At 72.0% G+C, this 19,336-nt stretch carries 23 protein-coding genes; 11 read left to right on the top strand and 12 right to left on the bottom strand.

What is annotated here, in order from left to right:
* Positions 1-8: 8 nt before the first annotated feature.
* From ABD126_RS04290 to ABD126_RS04280, 3 genes are read left to right on the top strand one after another with little or no spacing between them, the layout of a single operon-like run.
* Positions 9-458, top strand: coding sequence for a winged helix-turn-helix transcriptional regulator (locus ABD126_RS04290; RefSeq protein WP_343932306.1), 450 nt, complete (start codon positions 9-11; stop codon positions 456-458).
* A 49-nt stretch (positions 459-507) separates the two neighbouring features.
* On the top strand, positions 508-846 hold the full coding sequence (locus tag ABD126_RS04285; protein WP_343932305.1) for a hypothetical protein: 339 nt from the start codon (positions 508-510) through the stop codon (positions 844-846).
* Between the two features lie 14 nt (positions 847-860).
* Positions 861-1,565: a lysophospholipid acyltransferase family protein gene (locus ABD126_RS04280; protein WP_343932304.1), complete on the top strand. Its 705-nt coding sequence runs from the start codon at positions 861-863 to the stop codon at positions 1,563-1,565.
* Positions 1,566-2,286: 721 nt separating this feature from the next.
* On the opposite strand, the gene smc is transcribed toward ABD126_RS04280, so the two are convergent.
* The 4 genes from smc to ABD126_RS04260 all read right to left on the bottom strand — a co-directional run bounded on the left by smc (position 2,287) and on the right by ABD126_RS04260 (position 7,436).
* A complete protein-coding gene (gene smc / locus ABD126_RS04275) occupies positions 2,287-5,892 on the bottom strand; it encodes a chromosome segregation protein SMC (protein WP_343932303.1) in 3,606 nt (1,201 codons plus the stop codon).
* A 63-nt stretch (positions 5,893-5,955) separates the two neighbouring features.
* Positions 5,956-6,603 (bottom strand): anti-sigma factor family protein, encoded by a 648-nt coding sequence (locus ABD126_RS04270; protein ID WP_343932302.1) that lies wholly within the window; start codon positions 6,601-6,603, stop codon positions 5,956-5,958.
* Positions 6,600-7,088, bottom strand: coding sequence for a sigma-70 family RNA polymerase sigma factor (locus ABD126_RS04265; protein ID WP_425542732.1), 489 nt, complete (start codon positions 7,086-7,088; stop codon positions 6,600-6,602). Before ABD126_RS04265 ends, ABD126_RS04270 begins: the two co-directional genes overlap by 4 nt.
* Positions 7,089-7,139: 51 nt before the next feature.
* Positions 7,140-7,436, bottom strand: coding sequence for an acylphosphatase (locus ABD126_RS04260; RefSeq protein WP_343932300.1), 297 nt, complete (start codon positions 7,434-7,436; stop codon positions 7,140-7,142).
* A gap of 67 nt (positions 7,437-7,503) precedes the next feature.
* Here ABD126_RS04260 and ABD126_RS04255 point away from each other — a divergent pair, with 67 nt between their 5' ends.
* The 4 genes from ABD126_RS04255 to ABD126_RS04240 all read left to right on the top strand — a co-directional run bounded on the left by ABD126_RS04255 (position 7,504) and on the right by ABD126_RS04240 (position 10,687).
* A complete protein-coding gene (locus tag ABD126_RS04255) occupies positions 7,504-8,193 on the top strand; it encodes a CAP domain-containing protein (RefSeq protein ID WP_343932299.1) in 690 nt (229 codons plus the stop codon).
* A gap of 13 nt (positions 8,194-8,206) precedes the next feature.
* The gene (locus ABD126_RS04250; protein ID WP_343932298.1) at positions 8,207-8,698 is read left to right on the top strand and encodes a hypothetical protein; all 492 of its coding nucleotides are present in this window, start codon (positions 8,207-8,209) and stop codon (positions 8,696-8,698) included.
* Positions 8,699-9,224: 526 nt separating this feature from the next.
* Positions 9,225-9,692: a hypothetical protein gene (locus ABD126_RS04245; RefSeq protein ID WP_343932297.1), complete on the top strand. Its 468-nt coding sequence runs from the start codon at positions 9,225-9,227 to the stop codon at positions 9,690-9,692.
* Between the two features lie 47 nt (positions 9,693-9,739).
* Positions 9,740-10,687 carry an amidohydrolase family protein gene (locus ABD126_RS04240; protein WP_343932296.1) on the top strand — a complete coding sequence of 316 codons (948 nt, stop codon included), beginning with the start codon at positions 9,740-9,742 and terminating at the stop codon, positions 10,685-10,687.
* Positions 10,688-10,701: 14 nt separating this feature from the next.
* On the opposite strand, the gene ABD126_RS04235 is transcribed toward ABD126_RS04240, so the two are convergent.
* Entirely contained in the window at positions 10,702-11,919 is a 1,218-nt protein-coding gene (locus tag ABD126_RS04235; protein WP_343932295.1) for an MFS transporter, read from the bottom strand.
* A 172-nt stretch (positions 11,920-12,091) separates the two neighbouring features.
* On the opposite strand from ABD126_RS04235, the gene ABD126_RS04230 reads away from it, so the two are divergent.
* Positions 12,092-12,937 carry a class I SAM-dependent methyltransferase gene (locus ABD126_RS04230; protein WP_343932294.1) on the top strand — a complete coding sequence of 282 codons (846 nt, stop codon included), beginning with the start codon at positions 12,092-12,094 and terminating at the stop codon, positions 12,935-12,937.
* Position 12,938: 1 nt separating this feature from the next.
* Here the strand turns inward: ABD126_RS04230 and ABD126_RS04225 are convergent, their stop codons facing one another.
* Together ABD126_RS04225 and ABD126_RS04220 are read right to left on the bottom strand one after the other, a co-directional pair.
* Positions 12,939-13,466, bottom strand: a complete 528-nt coding sequence (locus tag ABD126_RS04225) for a GNAT family N-acetyltransferase (RefSeq protein ID WP_343932293.1) — start codon at positions 13,464-13,466, stop codon at positions 12,939-12,941.
* Entirely contained in the window at positions 13,466-14,056 is a 591-nt protein-coding gene (locus ABD126_RS04220) for a TetR/AcrR family transcriptional regulator (protein ID WP_343932291.1), read from the bottom strand. Before ABD126_RS04220 ends, ABD126_RS04225 begins: the two co-directional genes overlap by 1 nt.
* A 16-nt stretch (positions 14,057-14,072) precedes the next feature.
* On the opposite strand from ABD126_RS04220, the gene ABD126_RS04215 reads away from it, so the two are divergent.
* Positions 14,073-14,504, top strand: coding sequence for a DUF6463 family protein (locus ABD126_RS04215; RefSeq protein ID WP_343932290.1), 432 nt, complete (start codon positions 14,073-14,075; stop codon positions 14,502-14,504).
* Positions 14,501-15,598, top strand: a complete 1,098-nt coding sequence (locus tag ABD126_RS04210; RefSeq protein WP_343932289.1) for an NAD(P)/FAD-dependent oxidoreductase — start codon at positions 14,501-14,503, stop codon at positions 15,596-15,598. Before ABD126_RS04215 ends, ABD126_RS04210 begins: the two co-directional genes overlap by 4 nt.
* A gap of 256 nt (positions 15,599-15,854) precedes the next feature.
* Here the strand turns inward: ABD126_RS04210 and ABD126_RS04205 are convergent, their stop codons facing one another.
* Entirely contained in the window at positions 15,855-16,532 is a 678-nt protein-coding gene (locus ABD126_RS04205; RefSeq protein ID WP_343932288.1) for a response regulator, read from the bottom strand.
* Between the two features lie 244 nt (positions 16,533-16,776).
* Between ABD126_RS04205 and ABD126_RS04200 the strand changes: the two genes are divergently transcribed.
* On the top strand, positions 16,777-17,214 hold the full coding sequence (locus tag ABD126_RS04200) for a MarR family winged helix-turn-helix transcriptional regulator (protein ID WP_343932287.1): 438 nt from the start codon (positions 16,777-16,779) through the stop codon (positions 17,212-17,214).
* On the opposite strand, the gene mutM is transcribed toward ABD126_RS04200, so the two are convergent.
* The 4 genes from mutM to rpmF are packed head-to-tail and all read right to left on the bottom strand — an operon-like array spanning position 17,211 to position 19,336.
* Positions 17,211-18,077, bottom strand: a complete 867-nt coding sequence (gene mutM / locus ABD126_RS04195; protein WP_343932286.1) for a bifunctional DNA-formamidopyrimidine glycosylase/DNA-(apurinic or apyrimidinic site) lyase — start codon at positions 18,075-18,077, stop codon at positions 17,211-17,213. The genes ABD126_RS04200 and mutM overlap by 4 nt on opposite strands.
* 10 nt (positions 18,078-18,087) lie before the next feature.
* Positions 18,088-18,315, bottom strand: a complete 228-nt coding sequence (locus ABD126_RS04190; RefSeq protein ID WP_343932285.1) for a hypothetical protein — start codon at positions 18,313-18,315, stop codon at positions 18,088-18,090.
* A 5-nt stretch (positions 18,316-18,320) separates the two neighbouring features.
* Positions 18,321-19,124, bottom strand: coding sequence for a ribonuclease III (rnc, locus tag ABD126_RS04185; protein WP_343932283.1), 804 nt, complete (start codon positions 19,122-19,124; stop codon positions 18,321-18,323).
* 29 nt (positions 19,125-19,153) lie between these two features.
* Entirely contained in the window at positions 19,154-19,336 is a 183-nt protein-coding gene (gene rpmF / locus ABD126_RS04180) for a 50S ribosomal protein L32 (RefSeq protein ID WP_015104500.1), read from the bottom strand.

Here is a 19,336-nt window from a genome sequence, read left to right as displayed (position 1 = left end):
GAGGCGTCATGGCGGTGCGGCGCGTGCACTTCGAGCAAGCGGGTTGCCCGGTCTCGCGGTCGGTGGACGCGGTCGGCGACTGGTGGTCGCTGCTGATCGTGCGGGACGCGTTCGACGGCGTCCGGCGGCTGGTGGACTTCCAGCGGAGCCTGGGTGTGGCCAAGAACATGCTCAGCGCCCGGCTGCGGGCGCTGGTGGCCAACGGGGTGATGGTCCCGGTCCCGCCGGCCGACGGCGGGTTCCAGCGCGAGTACGTGCTGACGCCGAAGGGCCGCGACCTCTTCCCGGTGATCGTGGCGCTGCGCCAATGGGGTGAACGCCACTGCTTCGTGCCGGGCGAGCCGCACACCGTCCTGGTGGACCGCGCGGACGGCCGACCTGTGGCGCAGGTGGAGGTGCGCGCGGAGTCGGGAGCGGTGCTCGGGCCGGACGACACCGTTGTCATGGAGGTGTCCTGACCGGACGCATCTCTTGCCGCCGGGCTGCGTGTGGTGGACCCTCGACTGCGTGAGTGAGGAAACGATCCAACTCGAACTCAACGACAGCGGGGTGGCGGTAGACCTTCCGATGCCCGCCAACCAGCGGGACGCGATCCAGGAGGTTCCCTACCGGCCGGTGGAATTCCGGGACGACGACCTGCCCAGCGCACTCGAACGGGCCGCTTCCTGGCTCCGGCAGACCCAGGACTGGCTGGGCGAGGCGGTAGACGTCATCGCGATCCACCTGGACTACGACGACACCAAGGGTTCGCCGTACTACAACCTCAAGTTGCTGTGCAACGACGAGGACCTGGCCGGAGTCCCCCGCGTGGTCCGCGAGCACGAGGCTGGTATTACCCGCCAGTAGCGTACCGTTGGGGTATGCCAGATCGCGTGTACCCGCCGGTGATCGCCGCGGCCAAGCTCATGTTCCGCGTGCTCGACCTGCGCATCACCGTGGACGGCGCGCGCCACGTGCCGACCACCGGCGGGGCCGTGCTGGCGAGCAACCACGTCAGCTACCTGGACTTCATCTTCGCGGGCTACGGCGCGCAGCCCGCGAAGCGCCTGGTCAGGTTCATGGCCAAGCACGAGGTGTTCAAGCACCGCGTGTCGGGCCCGTTGATGCGCGGCATGCACCACATCCCGGTGGACCGCGCCAACGGCCAGGAGTCGTTCCAGCAGGCGTTGGACGCGCTGCGGGCGGGTGAGGTGGTCGGGATCTTCCCGGAGGCCACCATCAGCCGGTCCTTCACGGTGAAGGACATCAAGAGCGGCGCGGTGCGCTTGGCGGCGGAGGCCGGCGTGCCGTTGCTGCCGGTCGCCGTGTGGGGCACGCAGCGGCTGTGGACCAAGGGACGGCCGAAGAACCTGACGCAGCGGCACGTGCCGGTGACGATCATCGTGGGCGAGGCGATCGAGCCCACGACGGACGAGGCACTGCGGAAGCGGATGCGGGAGTTGTTGGACGAGGCCCAGGCCCGATACCCGGAGAACGGCGACGGGCAGTGGTGGCAGCCGGCACACCTGGGCGGCACCGCGCCCACGCCGGAGGAGGCCGCCGAACTGGACCGCCGACGCGACTGACCGCTTCCGCGCGAAGCGCGGCGCTTCCGCCGCGCAGCGCAGCGCTTTCGCCGCGCAGCGCGGGCGCTCTTCGCCGCGCGCCGCGCGGCGGGCTGGGCTCCCAGCCACAAGGGGCCTCCGTGTTCCCCACCGTATGACCTGCCCGAAGGGCTACCACACTTTTCGGGGGTCGGGCCAAAAAGTTTTTGCGAGGCACGAGCAAAAAGTTTTTCGACCGACCCCCGAAAAGTGTGGTCGGCTCCGCCAGGTCATGCGGTGGGGAACACGCAGGCCCTTCCCCCCACTGGAGGCCTCCCGGCCGCTTTTAAGCTTTATAGCGCTTCGCGCAACGCGCGAAGCGCTCCCAAGCGCGAAGCGCGTTCATCCTTAGTTAGCGCGGAGCGCGTCCTGTGAGGACCCGCGAAGCGTGGGCTTGAGCAGCGAAGCGTGAGTTCAAAGCGTAAAAGAGCCTCGCCGGCGGGCGAGCCACCGAAGATGGACACAACTGCCAAGGCAGGGGCTTCTTGCTTGTGCCATCTCCGCATGACCCGGCAAAGCCAACCACATTTTCCCGGGGTTGGTCGAAAAACTTTTGCTCGTTCCTCGCAAAACTTTTTGGCCCAACCCCGGGAAAATGCGGTAGCCCTTCGGGCGGGCCATACGGAGATGACACAAGCAAGAAGCCCGGCTTGGGTTGTGTCCACTCCGGTGGACTGCCCGCTTGCGGCTTCGCCGCGATTCGCTACGCGGGTTCGGGTTGTTTGGGTGGTTTGAGGTCTTCTCGGCCGCGTAGGCGTTGGGAGATCACCTGGCTGATGCCGTCGCCTCGCATTGAAACGCCGTAGAGGGCGTCTGCGATTTCCATCGTCGGCTTCTGGTGCGTGATGATCAGCAGCTGCGACCGTTCCCGCAGCTGCTCGAACAAGCCGATCAGGCGGTGCAGGTTGGTGTCGTCCAGGGCCGCCTCGACCTCGTCCATCACGTAGAACGGTGACGGTCGGGCGCGGAAGATGGCCACCAGCATCGCCACCGCCGCCAGGGACTTCTCGCCGCCCGACAGCAGGGACAGGCGCTTGACCTTCTTGCCCGGCGGACGGGCTTCCAGTTCGATGCCCGTGGTCAGCATGTCTTCCGGTTCGGTCAGCACCAGGCGGCCCTCGCCGCCCGGGAACAGGACCTTGAAGACCACCTCGAACTCGCGGGCCACGTCCTCATAGGCCGACGTGAAGACCTCCAGGATCTTGTCGTCGACCTCCTTCACCACGGTCAGCAGGTCGCGCCGGGTCGCCTTGATGTCCTCCAGTTGGTTGGACAGGAACTTGTAGCGCTCCTCCAGCGCCGCGAACTCCTCCAGCGCCAGCGGGTTGACCTTGCCCAGCAGGGACAGGTCGCGCTCGGCCCGCTTGGCGCGCCGGGCCTGGGTGTCGCGGTCGTACGGCACGGGCTGGGGTGCGGACACCGTTTCGCCGCGTTCCTTCGCCGCCTCGTACTCGGCCATCTCGCCGGCCGACGGGGGCACGTAGACGTCCGGGCCGTACTCGGCGATCAGGTCTTCCAGGCCGATGCCGAAATCGTCGGCGACCTTGGTCTCCAACTGCTCGATGCGCATCCGCTGCTCGGCGCGCAGCACCTCGTCCCGGTGGACGGCGTCGGTCAGCTTCTCCAGCTCCACCGACATCTCCCGGACCAGGCCGCGGACCTGCGTGAGCAGGGCCTCGTGCCGGGTGCGGCGCTCCTGGGCGGCGTCGCGTTCGCGGGCGGCTCGGGCCAGGGAGACGGCGATGCGTTCCAGGGCCGCCTCACCGCCGCGGACCACGGCCTTCGCCACTACCGCGCCGCGGGCGCGGGCCGCGTGGGCGCGGGCGGCGCGTTCGCGGGCCTCGCGTTCGGCTCGGGCGGCTCGGCGGAGGCTGTCGGCCTTGCCCTGGAGGGCGCGGGCGCGTTCCTCGGCGGTGCGCAGGGCCAGGCGCGCGTCCATCTCGGACTGGCGGGCCGAGGCCAGTTCGGCGGCGGCCTCGTCGCGGTGGGACGTGTCGGGCTCGTCGTCCAGGGGCTGCTCCTCGGCGACCAGGAGGCGTTCCTCCAGTTCGGCCAGCTTGAGCAGGTTCTCCTCGCGGGCCGCCTCGACCTTGCCGCGCTGGACGCGCACGCGTTCCACGTCCGCCTCGGCCGACCGGACCGCCGCCGCCAGGCGGTTGAGCCGCTCCGACGACCGGGCGCGGCGCACCTTGGCCTCGTTGACCTGCTCCTTCAGCGCGCCGACCTCGGCCCGCCTGGCCTGTTGCTCGGCCCGCGCGCCCTCCAGCGCGGCGGCGGCGTGCTCCAGAGCGCGTTCGGCGAGCGCGAGCTTCTCCGACGCCTCGTCCACGGCCGCCTGGACCTCGATGACGCTCTGGCTGCGCCCCGAGCCGCCCACGGCCCAGTCCGCGCCGAACACGTCTCCCTCGCGGGTGACGGCCCGCACGTCCGGGTGGGTCTCGACGAGCGCGCGGGCGGCCGGCAGGTCGTCCACCACGGCGAGGCGGTCGAGGGCGCGGTGCACGGCAGGCCGCAGCGCCTCGGGGGCGTGCACCAGGTCAACCGCCCAGCGGGCGTTGGGCGGGAGCGCGGGCCAGGCGGAACGGTCGGTGTGGCCGGGGCCGCCGATGAGGACGCCCGCGCGGCCGGCGTCCTGGGTCTTGAGGAGTTCGAGGGCGCCCAGGGCGTCCGACCCGGACTCGACGGCGACGGCGTCCGCGACCGGACCCAGGGCGGCGGCCAGCGCCACCTCGTGGCCCGGCTCGACGGTGAGCAGCGCCGCGACCGAGCCGAGCAGGCCCGGCAGCCGGGACGCCAGCAGCGCGCCGGCGCCGTCTTTCCGGGTCAGGCCCAGGGACAGGGCGTCCACGCGGGCCTTCCAGGACGCGATGTCCCGCTCCGCCGTGCGCTCGGCCTTGACCAGCTCCTCCACCCGGCGGCGGGCGGCCTCGTCCGCCTCGACGGCCTGCCGGTGGCGCTCGTCCAGGCCCGCGTCGCCCTCGTCCTCGGTGCCGGTGACCTCGCGGCCCTCGGCCAGCTCCTGCGCGGCGACCTCCAGCCGCTCCTCGGCCTCGGCCAGCGTCACCGACAGGCGCTCGATCTCCTCGGCCGTCGCGGACGTCTTCGACCGCAGCGCCTCGACCTGGCCGGACAGCCGGGCCAGGCCCTCGCGCCGGTCGGCGATCGCCCGCACGGCCGCCAGGTGCGCCTTCTCCGCCGCCTGCACCATGCGTTCCAGCTCGGCGCGGGTCTCCACGGCCTCGGCCAGGCCGATCCGGGCCTCCGTCACGCCCTCCTGGAGTTCCTGCTCCAACAGCGCGGTCTGCTCGGCCTCGGCCTCCAGCTCGTCGGGGTCGCGCCCGCCGCGCGGGGCCTCCACGGACGCGGACAGGTGGCGCTCGCGCTCGACGGCCAGCCGCACGGTGCCGCGCAGCCGTTCCTCCAGCGCGGACAGCCGGTACCAGGTGTCCTGGGCCTGCTGGAGCTTCGGCGCGTCCGCCGCGACGAGGTCCTCCAGCTCGTTCTGCTGGAACTGGGCCTGCTGGAGCGACTGCTCGACCTCGGCGCGCCGGGCGCGGGCCTTGGCCTCGTCCTGCTCCTCGCGGGCGAGCGCCTCGCGCTGGGTGACCAGGTCGTCGGCCAGCAGGCGCATCCGGGCGTCGCGCAGCTCGGACTGCACGACCTGGGCGCGGCGGGCGATCTCGGCCTGCTTGCCCAGCGGCTTGAGCTGGCGGCGCAGCTCGGCGGTGAGGTCGGTGAGGCGGGTCAGGTTGGCCTGCATCGCCTCCAGCTTCCGCAGCGCCTTCTCCTTGCGCTTGCGGTGCTTGAGGACGCCGGCGGCCTCCTCGACGAACGCCCGGCGCTCCTCGGGCTTGGACTCCAGGATCGCCGAGAGCTGGCCCTGGCCGACGATGACGTGCATCTCGCGGCCGATGCCGGAGTCGGAGAGCAGTTCCTGGATGTCCATCAGGCGGCACGAGTTGCCGTTGATCTCGTACTCGGTGGCGCCCTCGCGGAACATCCGGCGGGTGATCGACACCTCGGTGTACTCGATCGGCAGCATGCCGTCGGAGTTGTCGATGGTCAGCGTCACCTCGGCGCGGCCCAGCGGCGCGCGGCCGGACGTGCCGGCGAAGATGACGTCCTCCATCTTGCCGCCGCGCAGGTCCTTCGCGCCCTGCGTGCCCATCACCCAGCGCAGCGCGTCGAGCACGTTCGACTTGCCGGACCCGTTGGGGCCGACGACGCACGTGATGCCCGGCTCGAAGCGCAGCGTGGTAGCCGAGGCGAAGGACTTGAAGCCCTTCAGCGTCAGGCTCTTGAGGTGCACGCGGGGCAGACTACCCGTGCGCTCGGACGCCCAGACGCCTGCCACGCCGCCCAACGGCCCAGTTCAGGGCCTCACCGACACCAGGACCTGCATGTCAACGACCACGTCGAGCCGTTCGATCTGGTCCACGGGGAACGACGTGGAGCCCGGGATGCGGGCGTCTTCGGGGTGGTCGGTGCCCCACCAGCCGCCGATCTCGGCGCGGCCGGCGCGGTCGTGGACGACCAGCTTGCACCTCTTGCCCTTGGGTGCGTTCTGGACGGTCAGCCACAGCTCCGTGCCCCATTCCTTGGCCACCAGGTCGGCGGTGGCCGTGACCCCGGTGCCGCTGTCGGCGGCGCTGAGGCGGACCGGGTCGCGGTCGCGCGGGGCGAGGACCAGCACGCCCACCGCGACCAGCGCGACGACCAGCACGCCGACGCCGGCCAGCACCAAGCCGCGACGACGGGCGGAAGGCTCCGCCGAGCGGGTCGTCTCGGGTCGCGGCGGCGGCAGGGGCAGCAGCTCCGGGGCGGGCGCCGGGTCGTCGAACGGCACGTCCAGGTCGTCCACGTCCACCTGCGCCAGCAGGCCGGGCAGCGGGGCGAGCCGGACCAGCTCCCGGCGGCAGACCGCGCACGTGCGCAGGTGCACCTCGAACGCCGAGCGCTCCGCCGGGTCCAGCGCGCCCAGCAGGTAGGCGCCGAGCGCGACGGTGTGCGTGCAGCTCACGACTCGGTCACCCCCCGTTCCTCCAACGCGTCGCGCAGCGCCCGCAGGGCGTAGAAGCAGCGCGACTTCACCGTCCCCGGCGGGACGCCGAGGACCGCCGCGGCCTCCTTGACCGTGCGGCGGCGGTAGTACAGCTCGACCACGACGGCCCGGTGGTCGGGGCTCAGCGCCCGCAGCGCCTCCGCGACCTGCCAACTCTGCAGCACGTGGTCCACCTGGTCGGCGACCGGCGGCAGGTCGGCCGGCTCGATCGGCACCTCGGAGTTGCGCCCGCCGCGCTTGCGGAACCCGGAGATGACCAGGTTGCGGGCGACGGTGTAGAGCCAGGGGCCGGCGTCGGCCGGGGTCAGCTCGTCGGCGTGCTTCCAGGCGCGCAGGAGGGTCTCCTGGACGACGTCCTCGGCTTGCTGGTGGTCGCCGCCGACCAGGCGCAGGACGTAGCCGTGCAGCGGGCCGCGCCACCGGCCGTACAGCTGCCTGACCACCTCTTCGCCTCGGTCCACATCGCTTTACTACGCCACCGGCCCCTTAGGCGTTCAACGCTCGACGAAACCGGTCAAGCCGCCGCGCGGTTCGGACCAGCGTTCCACGACCGAGTCCACCCGACCGGGGGTACGACCGGAACGGAGCGCGTCCAGGAGGCCGTCGCAAGCCTCCTTGGTGCCCTCGGCGTTGACCTCGACCCGACCGTCCCTCAGGTTCGACGCACTGCCGACCAAGCCCAGCTCAAGGGCCCTGGCGCGGGTCCACCAGCGGAAGCCGACGCCCTGCACGTGCCCGCGGACCCACGCGGTGAGCCGAACGGTGTTCTCTGCACCAGCCACAGCGGCCATCCTGACATTTCACCCTTTAGTGGTACGGTGCGCGACCGTGAGTGCGCGGCGCGGTAACCGATCCGTGATGGGCGGACTGGTCGGGCTGCTGCTGGGGGCCGCCGGCGCGACCGGTGTGGCCTTCGCAAGCCCCGAACAGCTCGCCCCCTTCGTGGCGCCCAGCTCAACACAGGTGGCCGAGGGCGACAACCGGGGCGTCGGCGGGGTGGGCGGCGTCGGCGTGCCCGTGCGGACCGGTCAGCCGACCGCGCCGCCGGCGGCCACGACCACCGAGCCGACCACGACGACCACCACCACCGAGACCACGACCACCACCACCGAGGCACCGCCGACGACCACCGAGCCGCCGACGCAGCCGCCCGCCACGACCACCACGACACCGCCGCCGGTGTCGACCACCCAGCGGGTCGTGGAACTGGTGAACGAGGCCCGCGCGGCGGCCGGCTGCCCCGGCCTGAAGGTGGACCAGCGCATCGTCAACGCGGCTCAGGCGCACAGCACCGACATGGCCACCCGCGGCTACTTCTCGCACGACACCCCCGAGGGCGTCGACTTCGCCGAGCGCATGCGCGCGGCCGGCTACCCGAACCCGGGCGGCGAGAACATCGCGCAGGGCTACCGCACGCCCGAGGCGGTCATGAAGGGCTGGATGAACTCCGAGGGTCACCGCCGCAACATCCTGAACTGCGGTTTCACCGCGATCGGCGTCGGCCTGGACACCAACGGTCACTACTGGACCCAGAACTTCGGCTGGTAAGAGGGAGCTGCACGTGACCGACGGGCTGTACGAGACCCCGGAACCCGACCGCCACCGGCCGCGGGTGTCGCCGAACGTCCTGCTGGCCGCGTCCGGCGTGGCCGTGGCGACGATCTTCGCCACCATCGCGTCCCTGGCGGGAGCCCAGGAAGGCGCGGCCCCGGCCAAGGAGACCCCGCGCCAGGACGTGGTCAACCGCAGCACCCTGACCACGCTCCCCACCACGTCGTCAGCCCCGTCGGTCACCCTGACCACGACCGACACCACCACGACGACGAGCGAGACCACGACGACGACGTCGAAGCGCACGCGCGTCACCACCGTCACACGCCCGGACGGCACCACCACGACCACAACGGTCGAAGACACCCAGCCACCGGCGCAAACGACGACCACGACCACCACGCAGCCGACCAAGCCGACAACCACCGAACCCACGACCACCACGACGACCACCACCACCGCGACCACCACGACGACTCAGGACCCGCCGCCCGGAACTTGACCGCCGAGGCCACCCGGCCGCCCAGCCACGCCACCCTCCCGACCGCAAGCCGCGCCGCGCTTCGCGTGGCGCGGCTTTGCATGGGCTGCCAAGCCACAGGAAGGGCCTCGGTTCGTTCCCCGTACGGCCTGGGCGCAGCCCAACCACGCTTGGGGGTGCTTGGCAACCACGCTCCACCGGTTGCCAAGAACCCCCAAGGGTGGTTGCCTCCGGCAGGCCGTACGGGGAACGAACCGACGCCCTTCCACCCCCCGGGGGCCTGCCGCGCGGCGAGCGCCTCTTTTCGCTCTTCGCTTTCGCTCTCCGCTCTCCGCTCCCCGCTCTCCGCTTTTGATCTTGAAAGCACGCCAGCACGCCAGCACGTCGCTCAACACCCAGCAGGCGAGATCCAAACGAGCCGGTCACCGCTCAGTGACGCGCTGCCACACAAACGTGTGGAGGACCGCTCGAACGATGAGGCCGCCGACGCGTTGAGCCGATAACTCGGACACCTGACCATCCGACCGGGTTCCCACAGGGAGATGGTGTGTTCGAGGAAGATCATCACGAGTCACCGAAGCGCAAGGTCTCGTCGGTCGTGCTGCTCGCCGCCGGCGGCGCGGTCGTCGCCACCGTCATGGCCACCCTGGCTTCCATGCTGGCCACCGGCGACGACCCCAACGCCAACACCAACGGCAACCCCAACGCGAACCGCGACGCCGGCCCACCCAGGCCCCAGGCCGACGTCCGGACCACCACCGGCACCGGGGTCCGCGTAGCCACGGACGGCCACACCTCCACCGTGGTCATCACCGTCCCGGCCCCGGACAAGCCCCGCGCCGACGCCCCCGCGCACCAGCCACCACCCCCGGACTCGACGCCACCGGTCGAACTCACCACGACCACCGAACCCCCGACGACCCCACCCCAGAGCAACCCGCCGACCTCGTGGACCCCCAGTCCCACCAGCTCGTCCAGCACCACCCCACCCACCACCACGACCACCACCGGGTGACAGCCCGGCCGACTTCCGGTTGGCTGGACGCCACACGAGGGGGGACCGTGGCGATCAGGATCCGGGGGCGGGCGCTCCCGCACGGCGAGGAAGTGGACCTGCACGCGGACGGCGACCGCTGGACCGACGACCCGGTCAGCACCGCCGAGACGCTCCACACTGAGACGCTCCACACCGAGACGGTCTGCGGCTGGCTGCTCCCCGGCCTGGCCGGCGACCCGCCCGCGTGGTTCGGCACCGACCCCGACCTCCCCCGCGCCTTCCACGCGGGTCCCTGGATCGCCCGCCACGGCCAGTTCTTCGACACCTGGGGCCGCCACGCCGACCTGGCCGAGCTGCCCGCCCTGGCCGCCGCGCAAGCCCGGCGGTCGGGGTGGGCGAAGATCATCGCCGACTGGGGCCTGGACGACGAACCGGTCCCGCCGGACGTGATGACCGCCATCGTCACGGCTGTGCACGCCGCGGGCGGCCGGGTCGCCGTGCACACCCAGCACGCGGCGGGCAGCGCGGCGGCGGTGGCGGCGGGCGTGGACTCGATCGAGCACGGCATGTGGCTGGACCCGGACCTGCTCGACCGCATGGCCCGCCAGGGCACCGCCCTCACGCCCACGCTGTCCGGCTTCGAACGCGCCCTCCCGGACGTGCTGGCCAAGCCGGACGGTCCCCGCAAGGACTGGTTCGTCGGCGGCGTGCACGCGCTGCGCGAGCTGGTCGGCGCGGCGTCCGAGGCGGGCGTGCGCCTGCTCGCGGGCACCGACTCGATCCCCCACGACCGCCACGCCGTCCTGGCCGAGATCCGCGCCCTGGCCGCCCGCATCGGCCCGCACGAGGCCCTGGGAGCCGCCTCCTGGCACGCCCGCGCCTTCCTCGGCCTCCCCGGCCTGGAACCCGGCGCACCGGCCGACGCGGTCGTCTACGCCGAAGACCCGCGCACCGACCTGAACCAACTGGCGCACCCGGTCGCCGTGATCCTGCGCGGCCGACGCGTCCGCTGACCCCCGCTCCCCCGCTAATCCCGCAACGCGTACCAAGCCGCAACAGCAGTGCCCACGCACAACGCGATCGCACTCCAAGCCAGCGAAGCGTGCACACCCACCGCCGCCCCCAACAGCCCCACGGTGAACCCACTACCGGCCCGCAAACCCCCCGACGACATCCCGTACACGCCCAGCACCCGCCCCCGGTCCGCCGGCGGGCTGAGCAACTGCACCACGGTCTGCGTGATCGACATCGACGCCAGGTGCGCCACCCCGCCGACCAGCAACAACACCACCGCCAACGGATAACTGCCGGTCACCGCGAACCCCAGGCTGGTCACGCCGTAGATCCCGGTCGCCACGACCGCCGTCCGCACGGTCGGCCGCAGCCGGGTCGTCGCCTCCAGCAGCACGCCGCCCAGCACACCGCCCGCCCCGTTGGCGAACAGCAGCACGCCGTACGCCAGGCCCGCGTCACCCGCGCCCAGGTCGGTCGCGAAGATCGGCATGGCCGACTGGAGCGAAGCGCCGACGAAGAACGACGCCAGGCCCGCCACGGCGATCATCGCCACCAGCGTCCGGTTCGACCCCAACTCCCGCAGCACCCGCAACGACTCCAGCACGCCCACGCGCGGCCGGACGTGGGCGTCGCGCGTGTGGCCGGTGAACTTGGTGCGGAACAAGAACAGCGTCAACGGCAGGTAGAACGCGATGTTGACAAAGATGCCCGCGGTCGGCCCCAACCCGAGCAACAGCACCGAGCCGACCACCGGCCCGAACAACACCCCCAGGCTGCGGAACGTCGCGTTGAGCCGCACTGCGCTGGGCAGTTCGTCCGGGCCGACGAAGTCGTGCAGCATCAACTGCTCGCCCGGTCCCCACAACGCACCCGCTATGCCGTGCAGCACCAACAGGACACCCGCGTGCCACACCTGAAGAGTGTCGGTGAGGAACAAGATCCCCCACGCGGCCGACACCCCCATGAACAACACCTGCGCGGCCTGGATGACGCGTCGGCAGTCGTAGCGGTCCGCCAGCGACCCGAACCAGACCGACAGCAGCAGGAACGGCAGCCAGTGGCTGATCACGGCGAACCCGGCGAGCGCGGGCGACTGGAACTTCTCCCACAGCACCCAGTACGTGATGACGTGCTCGACGTTGTCGGCCATCATCGCGAGCCCGGCCCCGAACAGGTACGGCCGGCAGTCCTTGTTGCGCAGCGCGGCGAACCGCCGCGGCGGCCTCGGCACGTGCGTCGGTACACCACAGGCCGCGCACATCTCGTCCTCCTGCGACTCGTCCCCGGTGGGGCAACGCTAAGGAGGCGCCGCGCGCGGCACCTAGGACGTGAGCGAACACGCGGCGCGGATCACACCGGAAGCGCGGTCGCCGGGCCGGGACGTCCTCGGTAGCGTCCGGCGGATGACCGTGCCGGTGGATCCGACCAACTCCGACCAGTTCACCGCGTGGGACGGCGACCAGGGCGGCTTCTGGGCCGACCACGCCGACCGCTTCGACGGCGGCGCCGCCCGCTACCACGAACGGCTGCTCGACGCGGCCCGCATCGACCCCGCCGACCGCGTCCTCGACATCGGTTGCGGCACCGGCAAGTCCTCCCGGGACGCCGCGCGCCGGGCCGCTCGGGGGCACGTCCTGGGCGTGGACCTGTCCTCGAAGATGATCGCCGTCGCCCGGCGGCGCGCCGAGCGGGAGGGCGTCGCGAACGTCGCCTTCGAGCAGGCCGACGCCCAGGTGCACCCGTTCCCCGAGGCCGCGTTCGACGTCGTGATCAGCCGCCACGGGGTGATGTTCTTCGGCGACCCGGACAAGGCGTTCGGCAACATCGCCCGCGCGTTGCGGCCCGGCGGCCGGATGGCGTTGCTGACGTGGCAACCGTTGGCGCGCAACGAGTTCGCCTCGACGTTCCGCAGGCTGTTCGCCGACGGCAAGCCGCTGCCCGAGCCGCCGGCGGACGCGCCGCACCCGTTCTCGCTCAGCGACCCCGACCGCGTCCGCGCCCTGCTGACCGGGGCGGGCCTGACGGACGTCGAGCTGCACGCCGTCAGCGAACCGGTGTGGCTCGGCGACGACGTGGCGGACGCGCTGGCGTTCATCACCGCCCGGCAGGCCGCCCAACTGGCCGAACTGGACGAGACCGCGCGGGCACGGGTCGTCGAGGCCGCGCGGGAGGACATGGCGCGGCACTGCGACGAGCACGGCGTGCGTTACGCGTCCGCCGCGTGGATCATCCAGGCCACCAGGGCCTGAGTCACCACACGTCCCCGTCCCGCCAGTCGCACGCCAGCTCACCGTCGAGGTCGAGCGGCACCGCGAGGGGCAGCACGTGGACACCGCCGTCGTCGTCCTCGGTGCGCACGAGCCCGCTCGGGGCCAGCACCGAGGACGGTCCGCGCCACAGCACCCAGCCGCGGGCGGTGTAGAACTCCAGCGCCGCGTCGCTCGCGCTCAACGCGCCCAGGTCGTAGGCGCGCCGGATGACGCCCTCCAGCGCCGCCATGACCCCCGCGCCGTGGCCGCGCCCGCGCCGGTCCTCCCGCACGGCGACGGCTTCGACGTACCCGGCCCGCAACGCGCGACCGCCGTGGAGCAGCCGCCGCTGCACGACCGAACCGTGCCCGACCAGGTCGTCGCCCTCCCAGGCGAACGCGTGGACGCCGCCGAGCGAGTGTTCCCAGTCGTCGTCGGAGAAGTCGCCGTCGAACGCGTCGTCGCACAGCGCCCGTGCGGCCTTGAGCAGGTCGGCGTCCACGTCCGACGTGTGCAGGGTCGTGATCATCAGGCCCCCAATCCCTTGTCGACCAACATCATCACCGTACGCGCCAACTCGGGGGCGGCGTCCGCGGGCAACAGGCCGGCCAGGAGCTGCGAGCACAGGCCGTGCATCACGCAGGACATCAGCAGCGTCACGTCGGCGACCGGGTGCGGGGCGAGTTCGCCGGACTCCTGCGCCGCCTCGACCGCGGTGGCCATGCGGGCGTAGACGCGTCGCTCGGCCGCCGCGAGGTCGGGGAAGTCGGCGCGGCGGGGGACGTCGGCGGACCCGAACATCAGCCGGTAGAGGGACGGGTTGGCCAGCGCGAACGCCAGGTAGGCGCGGCCGATGCCGTGCAGCCGCTCCAGGGGCGTGCCGGTGGGTTCGGCGAGCGCGGCCAGCTCCTCGAAGCCCTGTGCCATCACGGCGGCGACCAGTGACGCCTTGTCCGCGAAGTGCCGGTAGGCGGCGGCGTGCGACACCCCGGCCGCGGCGGCGGCCTTGCGCAGGGTCAGGCCCTCCGCGCCCTCGGCGTCCACCAGGGCGCGGGCGGCCGTGACCAGACCTTCCCGCAGGGCGCCGTGGTGGTAGGGCCTACGCGGCGATGTTGCCACTGGTAACTTCCTCCTCGTGACTCGCGTCGCCGGAATCCTCCTCGCCGCACTCGGCGCTCTCCACATCGTCCTCACGACCGCGTTCAACCACGAGAGCTGGGCCCGGTGGGTCGGCACGGGCCTGTGGGCGGCCGTGCCACCGCCGGGGGCGGCGTTCACGGCGGACCAGTACGTCCTGTGGCTGACGTTGGGCAGCTTCGGCGTGCCGTTGCTGTTGTTGGGCTTGGTCGTGGCCGGTGTCGCGCGCCGGGGCGGGCACGTGCCCGCGTACGTCGGGTGGGGCGTCGGCGCGTGGGCGTTGCTGCTGTCGGTCGTGCTGGTGGCCGTGCCGGGGTGGTTGGTGCTGGTGCCGGCGGTGTTGTTGGCGCGTGGCGCACGTCACAGCGGCGCGCTGTCACGGATTGCGTCCCTGTCTCGCTCCACCGTCGAGGAAAGGACGGCGACATGACGGACATCGTGGTCATCGGTGCTGGGTACGCGGGTCTGGCGGCGGCGAAGCTCGCGGCGAGGTGGACCGGTGCGAAGGTCACCCTGGTGAACGAGCGGGACCGGTTCGTGGAGCGGGTGCGGCTGCACCAGTTGGCGGTCGGCCAGACGTTGCGCGACCTGCCGCTGGCCGAACTGCTGGCGGGCACCGGGGTGGAACTGGTGGTGGACCGGGTGACGGCGATCGACCCGGCGGCGCGCAAGGTCGTGCTGCGCGGAGGTGCGCTGTCCTACGACCGGTTGATCTACGCCTTGGGCAGCCATGCGGACCTGGGTTCGGTGCCCGGCGTCCGGGAGCACGCGCACACCGTGACCACCTTGGAGGAGGCCGAGCGTTTGCGGGCGGCGCTGGGGCGCGCGCGGGTGGTCGCGGTGGCCGGTGGTGGTTTGACCGGGATCGAGGCAGCCGCCGAGCTGGCCGAGGCCCGGCCGGACCTGGAGGTGCACCTGGTGACGGCGGGGACGTTGGGGGCGGCGCTTTCCCCTGCGGGACGGGCGCACCTGCGGAAGGTGTTCGGGCGGTTGGGTGTGGTGGTGCACGAGGACGTGCGGATCACTGCGGTGGATGCGCACGGGTTGGTGGTCGGTGAGGGGCGGGTCGACGCGGACACCGTCGTGTGGACGGCCGGGTTCGCGGTGCCGGAGTTGGCGCGGGCTGCCGGTTTCGAGGTGGACGGTCGGGGGCGGATGGTCGTCGACGACACCCTGACGTCGGTCTCGCACCCGGAGGTGGTGGCCGTGGGTGATGCCGCTGCCATGCGCCGGCCCGACGGCCAGGAGCTGCGGATGGCCTGCGCGACGGGCCTGCCGACCACCCAGCGCGCGGTGCGGGCCCTGGCGGACAAGCTGCGGGGGCGGACGCCGAAGCCGTTCCGGTTCTCCTACATCAACCAGTGCGTGAGCCTGGGGCGGCGGGACGGCTTGATCCAGTTCGTGCGGCCGGACGACAGCCCGCGCAGCCGCGTCCTGACGGGTCGGTGGGCGGCGAGGTACAAGGAGGCGGTGGTCCGCTTCACGGTCACCTTCGAACGCCACCCCACTCTGCCGGCCGGGTGACGCTGTCCGTCAAACGGGTGAAAGGGGGAGTTGAGGACAACCCGTCCGACCTTCGATCGCGTGGATTGGGTGGAGGCCCACACACCCCAGCCCTTCACCCGCCCGCCGAGCCACGCACCCGCTGACCGCCGAGCCGGCGCGGCCCGCCAACCCGGCGCGGCCAACCCGGCGCGGCCAACCCGGCGCGGCCCCGCCTGGCCCCGCCCCGCCTGGCCCGGCCCCGCCTGGCCCGGCCTGGCCATCCGCTCGCCGCCGGCTACAGCTCGAACCGGTAGCCCATCCCGGGCTCGGTCACCAGGTGGCGCGGGTGCGAGGGTTCCGGTTCCAGCTTGCGCCGGAGCTGCGCCAAGTACACCCGCAAGTAGTGAGTTTCCTTCGCGTACTGCGGCCCCCACACCTCCTGCAACAACTGCCGCTGCGCGACCAACCGCCCCCGGTTGCGCGCCAGGATCTCCAGCAACCCCCACTCGGTCGGCGTCAAGTGCACCTCGACCCCGTCCCGCAGCACCTTCTTCGCCGCCAGGTCCACCGTGAACGACGCCGTCTGCACCACGGCGTCCTCGCCCTCCGCCACCGCCGACCGCCGCACCGCCGCGCGCAACCGCGCCAGCAGCTCGTCCATCCCGAACGGCTTGGTCACGTAGTCGTCCGCCCCGGCATCCAGCGCCTCGACCTTGTCCGTCGAGTCCGTCCGCGCCGACAGCACGATGATCGGCACCGACGTCCACCCGCGCAGACCCGCGATGACCTCCGTCCCGTCCACGTCCGGCAACCCGAGGTCCAGCACGACCACGTCCGGCTTGCCCTCGGCCGCGGCCTTCAGCGCCGCCGTCCCGTCGTGGGCGGTCAGGACCGCGTAGCCGCGGGCGGACAGGTTGATCCGCAGGGCGCGCACGATCTGCGGTTCGTCGTCGACCACGAGCACCTTCGTCACGGTCCGACACTACGTCCAAACCGGCCGCGCTCGCTGTCCGTGGCCGATTCTGACGTGGTCTTGACGCCTCCCATCACCGCTTTTATGGCGTTTTAGCGGGTACCTGACCGCATCGGTGCGGAAAGGGTGAGTACATCCGGGTGCGAATGAATCCATTTGCTGGACATCGGTCGCGCGATAGTGCAAATGTCCTGTCCGAATTCGGACAAGTGCTCACGGTGGGTGAGCCACGAGGAGGTCCACGATGACCACCAGTGTGACCAACCAAGACGCGTTACAGCTCGTGGTCGCCGTCCACCGGCTCGTCCGCAGCCTGCGGCAGTCGGCGTCGGTCCGACGGCTCCAACCCACGCAGCTCCTCGTCCTCGCCGAGCTGGCCGCCCAGGGCCCCATGCGCATCGGCGAGATCGCGGTCCGCGCCCTGTGCTCCCAACCCACGGCGACGACCGTGGTGACGGGCCTGGAATCCAGCGGCCTGGTGCGCCGCGAAGCCGACCCGGCCGACGGGCGCGCGACCATCGTGGAACTGACCGGCACGGGTCGGGACACGATCGTCTCCCTCGCGCACGGCGAGGCCGAGCTGCTCTCCGAACGGCTGTCGCGGCTGTCCGAAGAGGAGCGCGACCACGTCCGCTCGGTCACCCCGCTGCTGCGCCGCCTCGCGGAACCGAGAACCCGTTAACGCCCGAGCCCGCGCGGCCTCGGTTGGCAGCGCGGGCACGAGAACGACGAACGGTTCATGAAAGGTTCTCGCACCACGGCCGTGCCACATCGGCGGCACGGCCGGTTCTCCTGCCCGTAAACGTTCAGCGAACGGTCGAAGTACCCCGACTGGCCGTTCACGTTCACGTACAGCGCGTCGAAAGAAGTCCCGCCCTCGCCCAACGCCTCGTGCATCACGTCGGACGCGTGCGCGAGCAGTTCCTCCGCTTTTGCCCGCGTCAACTTCTCGGTCGGCCGCAGGCCGTGCAGCTTCGACCGCCACAACGCCTCGTCCGCGTAGATGTTGCCCACACCGGACACCAGCGTCTGGTCCAGCAGCGCCCGCTTCACCTCGGTGCGCCGCCTGCGCAGGGCGGCCACCGCCGCCGCCAGGTCGAACGCCGGGTCCATCGGGTCGCGCGCGATGTGCGCGACCGGCTCGGGCAGGGCGGTGCCGTCCACGTCGACCAGGTCGGCCAGCGCGAGCCCGCCGAACGTCCGCTGGTCCACGAACCGCAGCTCGGGACCGTCGTCGGCGAACCGGACCCGCACCCGCAGGTGCTTCTCGTCGGGCGCCCCGGGCGGCTGGACCAGCATCTGGCCGCTCATCCCGAGGTGCGCGAGCAGCGCGTCGCCCTCGGACAGGTCCACCCACAGGTACTTGCCCCGCCGCCGGGCCTCGACCATGGTGCGACCGGTCAACCGGTGCGCGAAATCCGCCGCACCGGACAGGTGGCGGCGGATCGCACGGGGGTGCAGGACCTCGACCGAGGCGACGGTCCGACCGGCGACGTGCTCGTGGAGGCCTCGGCGGACTACTTCGACCTCGGGCAGCTCGGGCACGTGCGGGTGGTCAGTCCTCGTTCTCGGCGGTCTCTTCGGCGGCGGCCTGCTCCAGCTCCTCCAGCAGCTCGTAGGCGGCGGCCTGCGGCTTGGTCGGCTTGAGCATCCAGCCACCGTTCTGCGCGGTGTCGCGGACCAGGACCAGGCCCTGGATGCCGCCGCTGCGGGTGGCGTTCAACGGTCGGGAGGGTCGGCGGTCGCGCACGCGCCGGGTCGTCCGGACGTTCGTGGCATACATCGGCGTCAGTCTTCCTTGGTGGGTGAAGTCCGCGGTGTCGCCGAGTTCTGGGCGTGCCCGTTGCCGGCCGCGGCGGCTTCCTGCTCCGCGCGGACCCGTTCCGACAGCACCCGGTAGGCGGCCTCGGCCGCCTTCTGCTCGGCTTCCTTCTTGGTCTTCCCGTCACCGGCGCCGTGGGACTGGCCACCCACGATCACCGTGGCGGTGAACTCCTTGCGGTGGTCGGGACCCTGGTCGTCCACCCGGTACTCGGGGACGCCGAGCCCGGCCGAAGCCGTCAGCTCCTGCAGGCTGGTCTTCCAGTCCAGGCCCGCGCCGCGCAGCGGCGCCTCCGCCAACAGCGGGTCGAACAGGCGGTGGACCAGTTGACGCGCGGTGTCGATGCCGAACTGCAGGTACACCGCGCCGATGACGGCCTCCAGGCCGTCCGCGAGGATGCTCGCCTTGTCCCTGCCGCCGGTCAGCTCCTCGCCGCGACCGAGCAGCAGGTGCCCGCCCAGACCGTCCTCGCCCAGGCCCCGGGCCACACCGGCCAGCGCGTGCATGTTCACCACGCTGGCCCGCAGCTTCGCGAGCTGGCCCTCGGGCAGTTCCGGGTGGGTCTGGTACAGGTGGTCGGTGACGACGAGGCCGAGCACCGCGTCGCCGAGGAACTCCAGTCGCTCGTTCGGCGGCAGACCGCCGTTCTCGTACGCGTACGACCGGTGTGTCAGTGCGAGCGTCAGCAGCTCGGCGTCCAACGGGACGCCGAGCGCTTCGAGCAACGGGGCGCGGTCGGCGGACCGACCGCGCGACGACCTGCCCCCCACTGTGCGCCGCTTCTCTTCGCTGGAGGAGGTCAGGCCGGCTGGACGACCTGGCGGCCGTCGTACTGGCCACAGGCCGGGCAGGCGACGTGCTGCGGCTTCGGCTGGCGGCAGGCCCGGTTCGAGCAGGCCACCAGGTGCACGGCAGCGGTCTTCCACTGAGCGCGGCGCGAGCGCGTGTTCGAGCGCGACATCTTCCGCTTCGGGACGGCCAC

The organism is Saccharothrix mutabilis subsp. mutabilis, from assembly GCF_039521145.1.
Classification (GTDB): domain Bacteria; phylum Actinomycetota; class Actinomycetes; order Mycobacteriales; family Pseudonocardiaceae; genus Actinosynnema; species Actinosynnema mutabilis.
Note: the sequence above shows the minus strand (reverse complement) of the source record. Positions and strands in the feature narration are given on the sequence as shown.